The 15,544-nt window shown below is 65.1% G+C and carries 13 protein-coding genes; 5 read left to right on the forward strand and 8 right to left on the reverse strand.

The annotated features are described in order from the left end of the window. Nucleotides 1-119: 119 nt before the first annotated feature. A complete protein-coding gene (locus P3W85_RS28485; protein ID WP_017228083.1) occupies nucleotides 120-821 on the reverse strand; it encodes a GntR family transcriptional regulator in 702 nt (233 codons plus the stop codon). A gap of 332 nt (nucleotides 822-1,153) precedes the next feature. Between P3W85_RS28485 and araD the strand changes: the two genes are divergently transcribed. From araD to P3W85_RS28510, 5 genes are all read left to right on the forward strand, one after another. After that, on the forward strand, nucleotides 1,154-2,893 hold the full coding sequence (gene araD, locus P3W85_RS28490; protein WP_017228082.1) for an L-arabinonate dehydratase: 1,740 nt from the start codon (nucleotides 1,154-1,156) through the stop codon (nucleotides 2,891-2,893). Between the two features lie 52 nt (nucleotides 2,894-2,945). Further along, on the forward strand, nucleotides 2,946-3,674 hold the full coding sequence (locus P3W85_RS28495) for a ribonuclease activity regulator RraA (protein ID WP_017228081.1): 729 nt from the start codon (nucleotides 2,946-2,948) through the stop codon (nucleotides 3,672-3,674). Nucleotides 3,675-3,807: 133 nt separating this feature from the next. After that, nucleotides 3,808-4,824, forward strand: coding sequence for a Bug family tripartite tricarboxylate transporter substrate binding protein (locus P3W85_RS28500; protein ID WP_017228080.1), 1,017 nt, complete (start codon nucleotides 3,808-3,810; stop codon nucleotides 4,822-4,824). A gap of 174 nt (nucleotides 4,825-4,998) precedes the next feature. After that, a complete protein-coding gene (locus tag P3W85_RS28505; protein ID WP_276267212.1) occupies nucleotides 4,999-5,994 on the forward strand; it encodes a Bug family tripartite tricarboxylate transporter substrate binding protein in 996 nt (331 codons plus the stop codon). A 103-nt stretch (nucleotides 5,995-6,097) separates the two neighbouring features. Continuing rightward, nucleotides 6,098-7,033 carry a 2-hydroxyacid dehydrogenase gene (locus P3W85_RS28510; RefSeq protein ID WP_276267213.1) on the forward strand — a complete coding sequence of 312 codons (936 nt, stop codon included), beginning with the start codon at nucleotides 6,098-6,100 and terminating at the stop codon, nucleotides 7,031-7,033. 280 nt (nucleotides 7,034-7,313) lie between these two features. On the opposite strand, the gene P3W85_RS28515 is transcribed toward P3W85_RS28510, so the two are convergent. The 7 genes from P3W85_RS28515 to P3W85_RS28545 form a co-directional block, all read right to left on the reverse strand. Further along, a complete protein-coding gene (locus tag P3W85_RS28515) occupies nucleotides 7,314-8,459 on the reverse strand; it encodes a YgeY family selenium metabolism-linked hydrolase (RefSeq protein WP_276267235.1) in 1,146 nt (381 codons plus the stop codon). 54 nt (nucleotides 8,460-8,513) lie between these two features. Continuing rightward, nucleotides 8,514-9,851 (reverse strand): MFS transporter, encoded by a 1,338-nt coding sequence (locus P3W85_RS28520; protein ID WP_017228730.1) that lies wholly within the window; start codon nucleotides 9,849-9,851, stop codon nucleotides 8,514-8,516. 101 nt (nucleotides 9,852-9,952) lie between these two features. Further along, the gene (locus P3W85_RS28525; protein WP_017228731.1) at nucleotides 9,953-10,897 is read right to left on the reverse strand and encodes an N-carbamoyl-D-amino-acid hydrolase; all 945 of its coding nucleotides are present in this window, start codon (nucleotides 10,895-10,897) and stop codon (nucleotides 9,953-9,955) included. 17 nt (nucleotides 10,898-10,914) lie between these two features. Further along, nucleotides 10,915-12,165, reverse strand: a complete 1,251-nt coding sequence (locus P3W85_RS28530) for a Zn-dependent hydrolase (RefSeq protein WP_276267214.1) — start codon at nucleotides 12,163-12,165, stop codon at nucleotides 10,915-10,917. Between the two features lie 8 nt (nucleotides 12,166-12,173). Next, nucleotides 12,174-13,403 carry a diaminopropionate ammonia-lyase gene (locus P3W85_RS28535; RefSeq protein WP_430869634.1) on the reverse strand — a complete coding sequence of 410 codons (1,230 nt, stop codon included), beginning with the start codon at nucleotides 13,401-13,403 and terminating at the stop codon, nucleotides 12,174-12,176. 83 nt (nucleotides 13,404-13,486) lie between these two features. Continuing rightward, nucleotides 13,487-14,335 (reverse strand): MurR/RpiR family transcriptional regulator, encoded by an 849-nt coding sequence (locus P3W85_RS28540; RefSeq protein WP_276267216.1) that lies wholly within the window; start codon nucleotides 14,333-14,335, stop codon nucleotides 13,487-13,489. Nucleotides 14,336-15,051: 716 nt separating this feature from the next. Continuing rightward, the gene (locus P3W85_RS28545) at nucleotides 15,052-15,543 is read right to left on the reverse strand and encodes a 2,4'-dihydroxyacetophenone dioxygenase family protein (RefSeq protein WP_276267217.1); all 492 of its coding nucleotides are present in this window, start codon (nucleotides 15,541-15,543) and stop codon (nucleotides 15,052-15,054) included. Nucleotide 15,544 lies beyond the last annotated feature (1 nt).

The following is a 15,544-nucleotide window of genomic DNA, read 5'->3' on the forward strand; positions in this document are numbered from 1 at the left end:
CCATGGCGGCTATGGCGTGGTATGCGCCGGCTACATCACCCACGTGATCAACGCGACGCCGCTGCCGGGTGCCGCAGGAAGCGCGGCGCGGCAGCCGAAGGCCGAGGGCGGAGGGGATGTCAGTGCAGGTAGTTTTCGAAGCGGGCGCGGATCTCGTCGAGGTTGGCCAGGGTGCCCGAGAGATGCCGGCGCAGGCAGGCCTGCGCCGCGTCGGCATCGCCCCGGGCGATGGCGTCGACGATGGCGGTGTGATCGGCGATGACCGCGTTCGCCTTGCCCGGGATCGGCAGGTGCAGGCGGCGCAGGCGGTCCAGGTGGCCGCTCTGGCGGCGCACCAGCAGCCACAGGTCCGGCACGCCGGCGGCGTCGTACATCTGGCGGTGAAAAGCCTGGTCGAACAGGGAGAGTTCCGCGAAATCCCGGGCTGCGAGCAGGGCCTGCTGCCGCGCCACGCTCAGGCGCAGGCGCTCCACCAGGGCCGCATCCGGCGCTTGCGCCAGCGTGCGGACGATCTCCACTTCCACCGAGCGCCGCAGGAAATGCGCCTGCTGGGCCAGCGCGATGCTGATGGGACTGACCACCGTGGCGTGCTGCGGGAAGATGTCGACCAGGCCTTCCTCGCTCAAGCGCATCAGCGCGTCGCGCACCGGCGTCTGGCTGATGCCGTACTGCGCGGCCAGGTCGGTACGCGACAGCACCGTGCCGGGCGTCAGCGTCATCGAGATGATCATGTCCCGCATATGCTCGAAGACCTGCGGCGCGGCATGCCGGGTGCGGTCGAACTGAAACTGGATCCGCGGAGGGGACAAGGTGGCTTCCATTGGGGCTTGGGGTCTTTCGTTGTCGCCGGTCGTGTGGCGTGAATGCATTGAATGCGTGGAATGCGTGGACTACCCGGTTGCGCATGCCTTATACCAGACACCAGACACGGCCGCGCAACCTCCGGCAGCCTGCCGGCTGCGGCGTGAACGGCCGTGGACTCCGCGCCACAGCCACGCATGCAGGCATTTTAGTGGAAACTTTTACGGTTTGACACACTAATATATTAGTGCTTTAATTCCGTTCACGATATCGGTTGTCGTACATCTAGACCCAGACGAAGCCGACGCCGGCACCGGCGCCTGGCCCGATAACAACATCCATGGAAGAGACAATGACGTCCCGAAAGAAGACGCCCGAAACGCTGCGCAGCGCGCGCTGGTTTGCCCCTGACGACCTGCGCTCTTCCGGGCACCGCTCGCGCATCATGCAGATGGGCTACTCGCCCGACGAGTGGCTGGACCGCCCGATCATCGCGATCATCAATACGTGGTCCGACATCAACCCCTGTCACTCCCACTTCAAGCAGCGCGTGGACGACGTCAAGCGCGGCATCCTGCAGGCCGGCGGCTTCCCCATCGAGCTCCCTGCCATCTCGCTGTCGGAAAGCGCGGTCAAGCCGACCACCATGCTGTACCGGAACATGCTGGCGATGGAAGCCGAAGAACTGATCCGCTCCCACCCCATCGACGGCGCGGTGCTGATGGGCGGCTGCGACAAGACCACGCCCGGCCTGCTGATGGGGGCGTCCAGCGCGGGCGTGCCGGCCATCTATGTGCCGGCGGGCCCGATGCTGCGCGGCAACTGGAAGGGCAATGTGCTGGGCTCCGGGTCCGATGCCTGGAAGTTCTGGGACGAGCGCCGCGCCGGCAATATCAGCAAGACCGAGTGGATCGGCATCGAGGGCGGCATTGCCCGCAGCCACGGCACCTGCATGACGATGGGCACCGCCAGCACCATGACGGCCATTGCCGAGGCCATCGGCATGACGCTGCCGGGCGCCTCGTCCATTCCCGCGGCTGACGCCAACCATATCCGCATGTGCTCCGAGGCCGGGCGGCGCATCGTCGGCATGGTGTGGGAGGACCTGACCCCGCAGCAGATCCAGACGCGCGCCTCGTTCGAGAACGCCATTGCCGTGGCGATGGCGATGGGCTGCTCCACCAACGCCATCATCCACGTGATCGCCATGGCGCGCCGTGCCGGCCACGACATCGGGCTGGCGGATTTCGACGCGGCCAGCCGCCGGGTGCCGGTGATCGCCAATATCCGGCCCAGCGGCGACAAGTACCTGATGGAGGATTTTTTCTACGCCGGCGGGCTGCCGGCGCTGATGAACCGCATCAGCGACAAGCTGCACCTCGATACCCTGACCGTCACCGGCCGCACGCTGGGCGAGAACATCGCCGGCGCCGAGGTCTACAACGACGACGTGATCCGCACCACGGAGAACGCGCTCTACCAGGAGGGCGCGCTGGCCGTGCTCAAGGGCAATATCGCGCCGGACGGCTGCGTGATCAAGCCGAGCGCCTGCGAGAAGCGGTTCTTCAGGCACACCGGCCCGGCGCTGGTGTTCGACGACTATCCGTCGATGAAGGAAGCGGTGGAGCGCGATGACCTCGACGTAACCGCCGACCACATCCTGATCCTGCGCAACGCCGGCCCGCAAGGCGGCCCGGGCATGCCCGAATGGGGCATGCTGCCCATTCCCAAGAAGCTGGTGAAGCAAGGCGTGCGGGACATGCTGCGCATGTCCGACGCGCGCATGAGCGGCACCAGCTACGGCGCCTGCATCCTGCACGTTTCGCCCGAGGCCTATATCGGCGGCCCGTTCGCGCTGGTGCGCACCGGCGACATGATCTCCGTCGATATCGACCGCCGCAGCATCCACCTGGAAGTGTCCGACCAGGAGCTGGCGCGCCGCCAGGCGGAGTGGACGCCGCCGCCGCCGCGCTTCGAGCGTGGCTATGGCTGGATGTTCTCCAAGCACATCCGGCAAGCCAATGACGGCTGCGACTTCGACTTCCTGCAAACCGACTTCGGCGCGCCCACCGGCGAGCCCAGCATCTACTGATCACCCGATCCTTCGATCACCCGATCATTCGAATTCCTACCGCGGACCCGCCATGACCCAAGCCAGCCAGCTCAGCCAGCAGACCATCGACCAGCTCAAGACCGTCAGCACCGCCACCCTGTGCACCGCGCTGTTCAAGCGCGGCCTGCGCAACCAGTTTATCCAGGACGTGCATCCGCTCGACCCGGAGCGCGGCAATATGGTCGGCGAGGCTTTCACGCTGCGCTATATCCCGGCGCGCGAAGACCTGAACCCGATCACGGTGTTCCAGGACCCGAACCATCCGCAACGCCAGGCGGTGGAGCAATGCCCGCCGGGCGCGGTGCTGGTGATCGACAGCCGCAAGGACGCGCGCGCGGCGTCCGCCGGCTCGATCCTGATCACGCGCCTGATGCAGCGCGGCGCGGCCGGCGTGGTCACCGACGGCGGCTTCCGCGACTCGCCGGAGATTGCCCGCCTCGCCATGCCGGCCTATCACCATCGCCCTTCCGCGCCCACCAACCTGACGCTGCACCAGGCGATCGAGATCAACGGGCCGATCGGCTGCGGCGATGTCGCGGTGTTTCCGGGCGACGTGATGGTGGGCGATGCGGAAGGCGTGATCGTCGTTCCGCGCCACCTTGCCGAGGAGATCGCGGCGGAAGCGGTGGAGATGACCGCCTTCGAGGACTTCGTCACCGAGGAGGTCATGAAAGGCCGCTCCATCATCGGCCTGTACCCGCCGACGCAGGAGCAAAGCCGGCAGGACTTTGCCGCGTGGCGCGAGGCCAAGGGCCGCTAGGCAGCAACCAGGCAGCTGTGTGGCGGGCGCAAGCGCCCACGACGCCCACGGCAGGAACAACGGGCACGACAGACACACAAGACCGCCTGCCCTCGCGATTCGCGAGGGCAAGGCGGCCACCGATGGAGACAATATGCATCACTCGAAGCGACGCGCACTGCGCGGCGTGGCCGCACTCGGCCTGCTGGCCACCGGCACCGCACTCGCCACCCTCGCCACCTTCAGCGCCGGCGCGCTGGCCCAGGACAAATGGCCGTCGCGCCCGATCACCTGGGTGGTGCCATTCGCGGCGGGCGGCTCGACCGACATCGTCGCCCGCACCATCGGCCAGGAGATTTCCAAGGCGTTGGGCCAGCCGGTGGTGGTGGAGAACCGCCCCGGCGCGGCCGGCGCGGTGGGCGCCGGCTATGTGGCGCGGGCCAGGCCGGATGGCTACACGCTGTTCGGCGGCACCATCAGCACGCATGCCATCAACCCCAGCCTGTACAAGAATCTCTCGTACGACCCGGTGAAGGACTTCGAGCCGGTCTGCCTGATCGCCTATGTGCCCAATGTGCTGATGGTCGATGCCAAGCTGCCGGTCAACAACGTGCAGGAGCTGATCGCCTATGCCAGGAAGCAGCCGGGCAGGCTGAGCTTTGCCTCCTCCGGCGCGGGCACCTCGACGCATCTGGCCGGCGAGCTGTTCGCCGAGACCATCAAGGTGCCGATGACCCACGTGCCGTACAAGGGCAGCCCGCAGGCGATACAGGATGTGGCCGCGGGTCTTGTTCCCTTTCTCTTCGACCAGCTGACCGCGGGCGACGCGATGATCAAGGCCGGCAAGCTGCGCGCGCTCGCGGTGACCTCGCCCAGGCGCTCCACGCTGGCGCCGAACGTGCCGACCATGGCCGAAGCTGGCGTGCCCGGCTTTGAAATGGTGTCGTGGCAGGCGCTGTACGCGCCGCGCGGCACGCCCAGGGAAGTGGTGCAGCGCCTCAACGCGGAAGTGGTGCGCGCGCTGAAACTGCCCGCCGTGCAGCAACGGATGACGCAGCAGCTCGGCATGGAAGTGGTGGGCAGCAGCCCGGCCGAGCTGGCGGCGTTCATGGGCAAGGAGATCCCGCGCTGGGCCGAGCTGGTGAAGAAGTCGGGAGCGACGGCCAACTGATGCGGCACGCGTGATGGTTTGACAGCCATCGGGCTTGTCAGGCGGCGCTGGCGCATCGCGTCGGCCTCGATTGGCGCTTTACCAGCAGAGAAGTCCTGGCGCGGCAAGCGCTGCCCGGTGCGTGCCGGCGATCCCCGGCGGCCGCCCATTGAACCGTATTCCTGGAGAGACACTATGCGCTCGTTCCATATCCCGTCGCTGCGCCGCCGCGCGGCACTGATCGCCCTGGCCGCCGGTGCCTGGGTAGCCACCGCGCAGGCCCAGCCGGGCGTGGCGTGGCCGGCCAGGCCGGTGACCATCATCCTGCCGTTCGCCCCGGGCGGCGGCACGGATGTGGGCACCCGCCTGGTCGCGCTGCGGCTGTCGCAGCTGTGGAGCCAGCCGGTACTGGTGGACAACCGGCCCGGCGCGGCCGGCAACGTGGGGCTGGACCTGGTGTCCCGCGCCAGGCCCGATGGCTACACCCTGGTGGCGGGCAACGTGGGCACGCAGTCCATCAATCCCACGCTCTACAAGAAGCTCAGCTATAACCCGGCAGCCTTCGTGCCCGTCAGCCTGATGGCGGAGCTGCCCTTCGCCCTGGTGGTCACGCCCGGCCTGCCGGCCAGGACGCCCAAGGAACTGGTGGCGCTGGCCAAGGCGCAACCGGGCAAGCTGAGCTTTGCCAGCTCCGGCAGCGGCGGCTCGCCGCACCTGTCGGCCGAGATCTTCAAGATTGCCACCGGCACCGATATGCTGCACGTGCCCTACAAGGGCGGCGGCGCCGCCATGACGGACCTGATGGCGGGCAACGTCGATGTGCTGTTCGCCTCCATCCTGGAAACCGCCGGCCATGTGAAAGCGGGCAAGCTGCGCGCCCTGGCCGTGACCAGCAAGGTCCGCTCGCCCGCCATGCCGGATGTGCCGACTCTGGCGGAGGCCGGCATCGCCGGCGCGGAGTCAGGATCGTGGGTAGGCTTGCTGGCGCCGGCGGGCACGCCGAAAGAAATCGTCGACAAGATCGCCGCGGGCGTGAAGGAAGTCGTAGCCATGCCGGCGGTGCGCGAGCAACTGGTGGCGCAGGGCGCGATTCCCGTTGGCAGCACCCCGGCGCAGTTCGCGGAGCTGATCGCCACCGACCGCAAGCGCTACGCGAAAATCATCCTGGACAACAAGCTCAGCGCGGACTGAAACCGGCAGCGCCGGAGCCCACTACCGCACTACCGCACCGCTGCACCACTGCACCACTGCACTACCGCCCTCCACTTCCGCACCATCGACCGGATCTCTCCCGATGAAACACCGCCTCCTCCAGCACGGACGCTTGCCGGCCCCCCTTGAAGCCAGCCTGGCCGAACACTACGACGTCCATCCGCTGTGGGCCGAGCCCGATCCCGCGGCCTTCCTCGCCAGCCGCGGCGGCGAGTTCGCCGCGCTGACCACGCGCGCCGCGATCGGCGTCGATGCCGCGACGATCGCGGCCATGCCGGCGCTGAAGGTCATTTCGAGCTTTGGCGTCGGCCTCGACAAGATCGATCTCGAGGCGGCGCGTGGGCGCGGCATCGCCGTCGGCTATACGCCGGACGTGCTCAACGACTGCGTGGCCGATACCGCCTTTGGGCTGCTGATGGATGTGGCGCGCGGCTTCAGCGCGGCCGATCGTTTTGTCAGGCGCGGCGAATGGCCGAAGGCGCAGTTCCCGATGACCACCCGCGTCAGCGGCAAGCGCCTCGGCATCATCGGCATGGGGCGTATCGGCCGTGTGATTGCCCGCCGCGGCTCCGGCTTCGACATGGAGGTCCGCTATCACAGCCGCCGCCCCGTGGCGGACGTGGACTACCGTCACGAATCCTCCCTGACCGAACTGGCGAAGTGGGCGGATTTCCTCGTCATCGCCACGGCCGGCGGGCCGGAAACCCGGCACCTGGTCAGCGCCGCCGTGCTCGAGGCGCTCGGCCCGCAGGGCTTCCTGGTCAATATCGCGCGCGGCACCGTGGTGGATGAAGCCGCGCTGGTGGACGCGCTGGTGCACCGGCGCATTGCCGGCGCCGGCCTGGACGTCTTTGAAAACGAGCCTCAGGTACCCGAGGCGCTGTTCGCGCTGGACAACGTCGTGCTGCTTCCGCATATCGCCAGCGCCACGCACGAGACCCGCAACGCGATGGCGGACCTGGTCTTCGAGAACCTGCAGAGCTTCTTCGCCAGGGGGGCCGTGAAGGCGGCGGCCTGAGAGACGGTGCTGGCGCATCGGGTGGGCTGCGATTGGCGCTGTTCTGGGCATGAGACAACAGGCGCCTCCAATCCGCACCCGTGGCCTACTTGACGGGGGACCCGGGGCCATCCCTCATCACTGACCACGCCCACACAGTGTTGTTTGAGTGCAGGCCCTTCCGCCAAGCTTGTTCATGTCGGGCCTCCTGTGCGTCGAGTCGGTCTACCCCGGTCGCTTCTGCGCGACCGGAGGAAGGCCCGCTAGATCATTGCCAGAGCCCAAGCAAGCGATGCGTACCTTACGTGGCAGCAATCAGTGCAAGGTGTTTGTAGACGACGCATGCCGCCTCCAATTGATCCACGGCAATGGACTCATCTATTGTATGAGCGTCTTCTTCGGCGCCAGGTCCCAGGCCAATGGTAGGAATGCCACGGCGTCCGGCGGACTCGGAGCCATTGGTGCAGAACGCCCAACTGCCTACGCGGGGTTCGATGCCGGAGCGCGTTACTGCCTCCACGGCGGCGCGCACCAGCGGATGTTCGGCGCCTTGTTGCCATGCGGGCAGCCAGCGCGAAGGGCTGGCTCGTTCGCCGGTGAACGTCTCCACCTGATCTTCGCTTACCGCTAGCGTAAAGTCCTTCAATCCCGCGGCTTCCAAGCAGGTGCTGATGCTTCCAAGGACATCCTCCCGGGTTTCGCCGCTCAGGGTACGACGGTCGAAGCGAATGGTGGTGGAAAGCGGAATCATCGAGATCGAAGGATGCGGCGACGAGATGATATCGGTCGGCACCAGCAATGCTTGGCCCAGGCGCGAATCGCTGGGCAACACCAGGTTTTCCAATGCAAGCAATGCACGGGCAGCCGCATGCAGCGGATTCACGCCAAGATGCGGCGTAGCGGCATGCGCTGGCTTGCCGTGGAAGGTAAGCTGGATTTCCAGCCGGCCCTTTTGCGCGGCCTTGACCTGGAGCTTTGACGGCTCGCAGATGACAACCGCGGCGGGCGCGCATGCATCGAGAACCGAGGAAAGCGCGTAGCCTTCGATCACCTCCTCGAGAACGCTGGCGGATACCGCCACACGCCGCGTCAGGCGGCGCTCGCGTGCGGCGGCGGCAACTCCGCAGATTGCCGCCGCGATACCACCTTTCATATCGGTGCTGCCGCGGCCGTAGATCCGGCCCTCATGAAGGGTCCCGCCGTAGGGATCGAAGCGCCAGCTACCGGTCACGGGCACGACGTCCATGTGGCCGTCGAACAGCAGCGCCACCTCGGCGTCTTCCGGGCCGATCAGGCCCAGCACCGACCCGTTACGGTCCGTGGTCACGGAACTAAAGCCGAACTCGCGCATGCGCCGTACCATCAGCGCTGCCATATCGCCCTCCTTTCCGGAAAGGCTGGGAATGCGGATCATTTCCTGCGTCAGGGTAATGACATCGGTTGTCATGCTGGACTCCAATTTGGGGGGGAGAAGGGACGCCGGGCATCCCCACAAAGCCGGTTAGCGGTTCACCAGTGCCTTCGGCACGCGATAGACGAGGATGGCGCCGGTCACCGTGAAAGAGGCGAGGAAGTACATACCCCAGTTGGTCGAGCCGGTGAGATCCTTGATCCAGCCAATCGTGTATGGGCTGGCAAAGGCAGCCAGACCGGCGAACGCATTGATCGCGGCAATGCCGGCGGCGGCGCTCTTCCCTTCCAGGAAGGCGGTCGGCAAGCTCCAGAACAGCGGCGAGCAGACCATGCAGCCGGCCGCCGCAATCGACAGCATGGCAACGGCGAGTGTCGGGTTGTGGCTGAACAGTGTACTCAGGGCGAGGCCGGTGCCGCCGACGAGAAACGGAATGATCATGTGCCAGCGGCGCTCGCGGGTCGCATCCGAGTGGCGGCACACCAGCACCATGGATACCACGGCACAGGCATTGGGAATCGCGGTCAGGAACCCGATCTCCAGAAGGGACACGACACCGGTGGATTTGATGACTGACGGAATCCAGAAGGCAAGGCCGGACAAACTGGAGACCGTGCAGTAGCAGATCAACGCCATATGAACAACCCGCCGGTCCTTCAGCAGTTTCCACAGGGAGACATGTTCGACCTTGACTGCCTTCTCCGCCGCCAGGTTCTCGACAAGGCGCGCCTTTTCGCCGGCATCGAGCCAGGCCGCGTCGCTGATGCGATCGTCCAGGTACCAGAGCACGGCCAGGCCGAGGAGGATTGACGGAACGGCCTCGATGATGAACATCCATTGCCAGCCGGCAAAACCGCCATGGCTGTGCAGGCCTTCCATTATCCCGCCAGACAGTGGTCCGCCGAGAATGCCGGCAAAGGGCACCGCCGTCATGAATACGGCAATGATCTGGCCGCGCCGGTTCGATGGGAACCAATAGGTCAGGTACAGGATAATGCCTGGATAAAAGCCAGCCTCAGCGGCACCGAGCAGGAAGCGCATCACGTAGAACTGGGTGGGCGTCTGCGTCATTGCCATCGCTGCGGAGATGAGACCCCACAGGATCATGATGCGAGCCAGCGTTTTTCGGGCGCCGATGCGGTGCATCAGGACATTGCTCGGCACTTCAAACAAAAAATATCCGATAAAGAAAACACCGGCCCCGAGACCATAGACCGTTTCGCTGAACTTCAGGTCGTCGAGCATCTGCAGCTTGGCAAAGCCGACGTTGACGCGGTCCAGGAATGCAGCGATATAGCAGACCATCAGAAATGGCAGCAGCCGCCACGCCACTTTGCTGTACAAGGCGTCGTCGCGAGCGGACGGCGCGCTTTCCTCAACGCGCGAGGCGGGCTTTACGCCGCCTGCCGTTTGCAGGGAATCACTCATTTTGTTCCTCCTTTGGTTTTTTAAGGCCAAACGCTCCCCTGCGGGCGCCGCAAGGCGCTCGCTGAAATTATTGTTCTGGGAAGCTTGGTAAGGTTGCCCGGTCAGGCCGCCAGATGCTCTGGCTCGATGGCGCCCCGGCGCGAGGTGATCAGCCCGTAGGCATCCGGGCGGCGGTGACGGTCGAAATTGAACGTCGTAGTCTTGTAGGAGTGGCAGAGATCCAGGTCGCAGCGAGCAATTGCCAGTTCGTCGCCCTTGGTCGAGCAGGCCGCCACGATCTCACCCGACGGCGCAATGATGCAGGTGCCGCCGATCATCTCGCAGCCTTCTTCCTTGCCGCCCTTGGCAACGCCGACCACCCAGGTGCCGTTCTGGTAGGCACCGGCTTGCATGACAAGGTGGTTGTGAAACATCGACAGATCGTCGTGCTCTGGCGCGGGCGGGTTGTGCACCGGGGTGTTGTATCCCAGCAGGATCATTTCCGCGCCCTGCAGTCCCATCACCCGGTAGGTTTCCGACCAGCGCCTGTCATTGCACAGGGCCATGCCAATCACACCGCCGTAGGCACGCCACACATCGAATCCCGGTCCCGGTTCAAAGTAGCGCTTTTCGAGATGCTGGAAGTCGCGCCAGGGTTCATGCTCGGCATGCCCGGGAAGATGCACTTTGCGGTATTTCCCGATGATGGCGCCGTCCTGCCCGACCAGAATCGACGTGTTATAGCGCCTTGCGGCACCCTGTTCCAGCGCAAGCTCGGCATAGCCGAGATAGAAGCCGACTCCCAGCCTGGCCGCGGTCTCGAACAGCACGCGGGTTTCCGCACCGGGCATCTCGCGCTCGTAGAAAGCGTCGAGTTCGGCCGGATCTTCCAGATACCAGCGCGGAAAGAAGGTGGTCAGTGCAAGTTCCGGAAATACAACCAGCTGGCAGCCCATGGCATGCGCTTGGTGAAGATGCGCCAGCAAGCGCTCGACGACGTCCCGGCGGGAATCGGCACGTTGAATTGGCCCAAGCTGGGCGGCGGCGACATTGATAAAGCGTGGCATGAATCGGACTCCAATTTCTATTGTTCGGCAAGTTCGAGCAGCAAATCGAGCAGGACGCTGGCGCCCGCCTCGATATCGCGGTCATTGGTAAACTCGGCCACGTTGTGGGACAGGCCGCCGACACTGGGTACGAAGATCATGCCCGCAGGACACATACGTGCCAGGATCTGTGCGTCGTGACCCGCGCCGCTCGCAATGCGCTGCACACTGTGGCCGTGCCGGCGGGCGATCGTTTCCACCCGGCCGATGATCTGGTTGTCGAAGGCAACGGGGGCAAAGTCAGCAAGCGATCGATAGGACAGCTTTACCCCCTCGGCGCGCGCCAGTTCGTGCGCAAAGTCGAACGTGCGGCGCACGGCTTCGGCCAGGACCGTCTCATCGGTATTGCGCAGGTCCAGCGTGAACACGGCCAGGTTCGGGATCACATTGACCAGGTTCGGCGAGAGCTTGACATGTCCCACCGTTGCCAACTGGCCGCCTCCCAACTCACGTGTCAGGTCCCGCGCAAAGCAGGCGATGCGTGCCGCAACCAGGCCCGCGTCATGCCGCAGGCGCATCGGCGTGGTGCCGGCGTGATTCGACGTGCCTTCGACAGTGAATTCCGTCCAGTGAATCCCCTGCACGCCGGTGACGGCGCCGATCGTGACGCCCTCATGCTCCAGCACTGGCCCCTGCTCCACATGCAGTTCGACAAAGGCGTGCAGCTGGTTCGTACCTACCGGATGCGTGCCAGCATAGCCGATGCGCCGCAGGTTCTCTCCGACCGTACTGCCATCTATGCCCTTGGTATCGAGCGCTTGCTGCAGCGGGAGGTCGCCCTGGAATACCAGGCTGCCCATCATGTCCGGCGCGAAACGCGCGCCCTCCTCGTTGGTAAAGAAAGCGACCGCCAGGGGCCGCCGCGTGGCGACGCCGGCATCGTTCAAGGCGGCCATCACTTCAAGGCCGGCGAGCACGCCAAGGTTGCCGTCATAGCGCCCGCCAGTACGGACCGTATCGATGTGCGAACCCGTCATGACTGGTGCGAGATCCTCCCGCCCACGCCGCACGCCGACCACATTTCCTATCGCGTCGATGCTCACCACCAGCCCAAGCTCGCGCATCCAGCGCACCACCAGGTCGCGCCCCAGGCCATCCTCGTCGGTCAGCGCGAGCCGGCTGACACCGCCGCCGTCGATCGCACCGACCTGCGCCAGCGCCGCGATCCGGCCCAGCAGGCGGGGCAAGTCGATGCGGGGCGCGGCAGTTCGATTCGTTGTCATGGTCATGGTCATCTTCAAGCCGCCATCCTGACTTGCTCGGGCGACTTGCCAACGATGCGCTGGTAAAGCGCCGCATCGGTGGCGCCCTCGCTGCCGAATACCAGGATGCGGCTGCTGGCGTCGAGGCCAAGCTGTGCGCGCACTTGTGCATCGCCAAGCGCGCCGAGGCAGCCGGCCAGGCCGGCGACGGCTGATTCACCGGCCACCAGCGGCGCGTCGCCGTAACAGCCGGCGGCCAGCAGCCGTACCGTCTCCAGCGCCGATTCATCGTCGATGGTCAGGAAAGCGTGCGCGCCGGGATGAAGGATCTCCCACGCCAGCAGCGACACCTCGCCACAGGCCAGGCCGGCCATGACGGTGTCGAGATCGCCATGCACGGCGACCGGCTTGCCGGCACGGGTACTCTCGTACAGGCAGGCCGCTTTGTCGGGTTCCACCACGACAAAGCGCGGGCGGGATGCACCGAGCTGCTCCCAAAAATGCGCGCATACCGCCGCCGCGAGACCGCCCACGCCGCCCTGCAGGAACACGTGCGTTGGTACTTGCCCGGCCGGCAGTTGTTGCAGCGCTTCATCGGCCATCACGGCGTAGCCTTGCATTACGTCCTTCGGCACATCCATGTAGCCTTCATAGGACGTGTCGGATACCACGAAGCGGCCTAGCCGCGCGGCATCCTCGGCGGCTTGCCGTACGGAGTCGTCGTAGTTCCCGCTCGTGCGCACCACCTGCGCGCCATAGTGTTCGATGGCCTGCTTGCGCCCTTCGCTCACGGTCGCGTGGATGTAGATCACGCACTGGCAGCCGAAGCGCTGGGCGCCCCACGCCACCGAGCGGCCGTGATTGCCGTCCGTTGCGCAGGTCACGGTGATATCGCACGCGATATCGCGATAAAGGCCCGAGAGCAGATCGTCGACCGATACATCGGTACGGCCGGTGCGCGCTTCGATTTCGCGGAGCAGCAAGCGGCTGACGGCGTAGGCGCCGCCCAGCGCCTTGAAGCTGCCGAGGCCGAAGCGGTCGGCCTCGTCCTTGTACAGTATCTGCGCAACGCCAGCAGCCTTGGCCAGGCCTTTGAGGTCGCACAGCGGCGTGGCTGCATAGCCCGGCCAGCGCTTGATCTGCTGTTCCGCACACAGATAGGCTTGCCCGCCGAGGATCGCTTGCTGTCGCTCGCTATATTCGGCGTCCGGTTGCACCGACGGATTGGCAGTACATTGCAGGCGAAGGTTGGGAAGCAGGGAAATCAAGACAGTCTCCTCGAAAAAGTGGGAGCCCGCTCCCATGGAACAGGAAACGGACGTGTACATACGCTCGGTTCGGCGGCCCTTTACTGGTGGAGGTCGCCGTAGTGGTCATGCAGAGATTCGATCTCCTCCAGCCGGTGGCGCGCAGCGTCTCCCAATGCCAGCGCAAGACTGGTGCCGAGATGGTTGATCAGGCTGATCGCCGCGACATAGGAGTCAAATCCGGCTGCGCCATGGTTGACGCAGCGCAGGACAACGTCAGAGCGAGCGGGCAGTTCCGTCGCACTGGGATCGGTCAGGATGATGACCTTCGCGCCAACGCGATTGGCGTGCTCCACCATTGGTCGCAGCAGCGTGACCCGGCGGCGGAAATCCATGACCAGAAGCACATCGCTATCGCCAAGGTCAGCAAGATCTTCGGCGAGATTCAGTCCGGCGCCGGGCACCAGCGTGATGCCGCCGCGTAGTTGCGTCAGCAGGGCCCACGCGTACTGCGCCAGCACGCGGCCATTGCGAAAACCCGCAATGCAGATACGGCTGGCGCCAACGCACAGGGAGATCGCGCGCTCGACGTCGGCCGGATCAAGGCGTTCGAAGGTCTGCGCCAGGTTTTGCAGGTCATTGGCCAGGTGCCGCGCAAAGGGCATGTCCGAGGACGCTGGCGGCTGCACGCCCGCAAGCTCGTACAGGGGCGAGCCACGGTCACCCTCGTCGCGCACCAGCGCGCGCACCTCATTGAAATTCTCGTATCCCAATCGACGGAAGAAGCGTCCTGCGGTTGCCTTGGAAACACCCGCCTTCTGCGCCAACTCCGTAGCGGAGTACGCGGCGAGGTTGCCGAGACACTCAAGGGTTACCTGCGCGAGCCGTCGCTCGCTCTCCGTCAACTGGTCATGCAGTTCGAGGATCTTATCTTGTAGGGGAGAGGCCATCGGGTCAGGTCGCTTTTGTCTGAAACACTAGTTTCATAAATGTATACGTATGAAACTAAAGTGTCAAAGGCAATTTTTTGCACATCGTTTTGTGCTTTTTTATGCCCTTAAGGGCCAACAGCATCGGAGATGCGCAGGAGGCGTTGCGGGGCGGAAGCCCGGCGCGACGAAGCGGGGACCGGTAGTGGCGCCCGAGCAGGCCACCACTGCCCTGCAGGCCCGGTACGACATCCCTCAAACAGATCGAATAATTGATCGCCCCGGATATCGCGACGGGATGAGCCGAGGCTGCCGTGCAACGCCAGTGAAACCGGCGAACAAAGCAAGATGGGAACTGCTATCGCTGGTCGAGAGGAAGACGGCTGCGCAGCGAGATGTCGAGCGCGCGAGAATCGGGTTGTGGGTCCGCGAGGGCCACGCCAATACGGTCATTGCGCAAGAATTGGGGGGGGTATCGGCGCAAACGGCCTGTCTGTGGCGCAAGCGCATTGCCCAGCGAGGTGCCAAAGGCATTCGCGAGGGCGAGCGCAGTGGCCGGCCACCACACATCACGCGCGACGTGCGGCTACAGTTGATCGCGCTGGCGTGTGAAACGCACGAACCCAAGGGACGGGTTACGCTCACGCTCGACGAGACGCAGGAAAGCTCTGTACAGCAGCTCCGGCTGCGCAAAGCCGCCTCTTGCTCATACGCGCCTGCGGTCATGCGCGACAGCGTCAATGCTCGCCGACAAAGCCCATTCGGACCACGTGCGCTGCGGCATTTCCCTGCTGCGCCAACTGATACATAAGCTTGGCGTCGCAGATGCCGCCGATGCTGCCGTCCGGATTGAAGCCCGACAGCGGACCATGCGCCACCGCAAACATCACGCAACCGTTCGGCGACATCGGCTGGTGGATGGCGCCGGGCATTTCTGCCGTGTAAGCGCCCGGAAAGCCCTGATCATCTTCAAAGTAGTAGAAGCCCCCTTCCAGAATGTAAGCCTCGGCGGTGCCCAAATGCCAGTGCACTGGTGCCTCGGTGCCTGGATCGACTTTCAACAGGAACGTGAATCGGCCGGAGGCCTCATCGACATAGAACAGTTTGAACCAGGTCCCTGGCATGATCCACGGCGTCCATGGAATCGCGCCGGTATCGATGAATTCCTTGCGTGCGCCCTTGGGTGTTAGCGAAGGGCCTTTCCATGCGGTGTCGATGGTCGCGTTCATA

It is taken from the genome of Cupriavidus basilensis, from assembly GCF_029335485.1.
Lineage (GTDB): Bacteria > Pseudomonadota > Gammaproteobacteria > Burkholderiales > Burkholderiaceae > Cupriavidus > Cupriavidus basilensis_E.

Bases quoted from the DNA above. Each gene is read 5' to 3' on its own strand.
- P3W85_RS28485 (WP_017228083.1), bottom strand. From the start codon at position 821: ATGGAAGCCACCTTGTCCCCTCCGCGGATCCAGTTTCAGTTCGACCGC.
- araD (WP_017228082.1), top strand. From the start codon at position 1,154: ATGACGTCCCGAAAGAAGACGCCCGAAACGCTGCGCAGCGCGCGCTGG.
- P3W85_RS28495 (WP_017228081.1), top strand. From the start codon at position 2,946: ATGACCCAAGCCAGCCAGCTCAGCCAGCAGACCATCGACCAGCTCAAG.
- P3W85_RS28500 (WP_017228080.1), top strand. From the start codon at position 3,808: ATGCATCACTCGAAGCGACGCGCACTGCGCGGCGTGGCCGCACTCGGC.
- P3W85_RS28505 (WP_276267212.1), top strand. From the start codon at position 4,999: ATGCGCTCGTTCCATATCCCGTCGCTGCGCCGCCGCGCGGCACTGATC.
- P3W85_RS28510 (WP_276267213.1), top strand. From the start codon at position 6,098: ATGAAACACCGCCTCCTCCAGCACGGACGCTTGCCGGCCCCCCTTGAA.
- P3W85_RS28515 (WP_276267235.1), bottom strand. From the start codon at position 8,459: ATGACAACCGATGTCATTACCCTGACGCAGGAAATGATCCGCATTCCC.
- P3W85_RS28520 (WP_017228730.1), bottom strand. From the start codon at position 9,851: ATGAGTGATTCCCTGCAAACGGCAGGCGGCGTAAAGCCCGCCTCGCGC.
- P3W85_RS28525 (WP_017228731.1), bottom strand. From the start codon at position 10,897: ATGCCACGCTTTATCAATGTCGCCGCCGCCCAGCTTGGGCCAATTCAA.
- P3W85_RS28530 (WP_276267214.1), bottom strand. From the start codon at position 12,165: ATGACCATGACAACGAATCGAACTGCCGCGCCCCGCATCGACTTGCCC.
- P3W85_RS28540 (WP_276267216.1), bottom strand. From the start codon at position 14,335: ATGGCCTCTCCCCTACAAGATAAGATCCTCGAACTGCATGACCAGTTG.
- P3W85_RS28545 (WP_276267217.1), bottom strand. From the start codon at position 15,543: ATGAACGCGACCATCGACACCGCATGGAAAGGCCCTTCGCTAACACCC.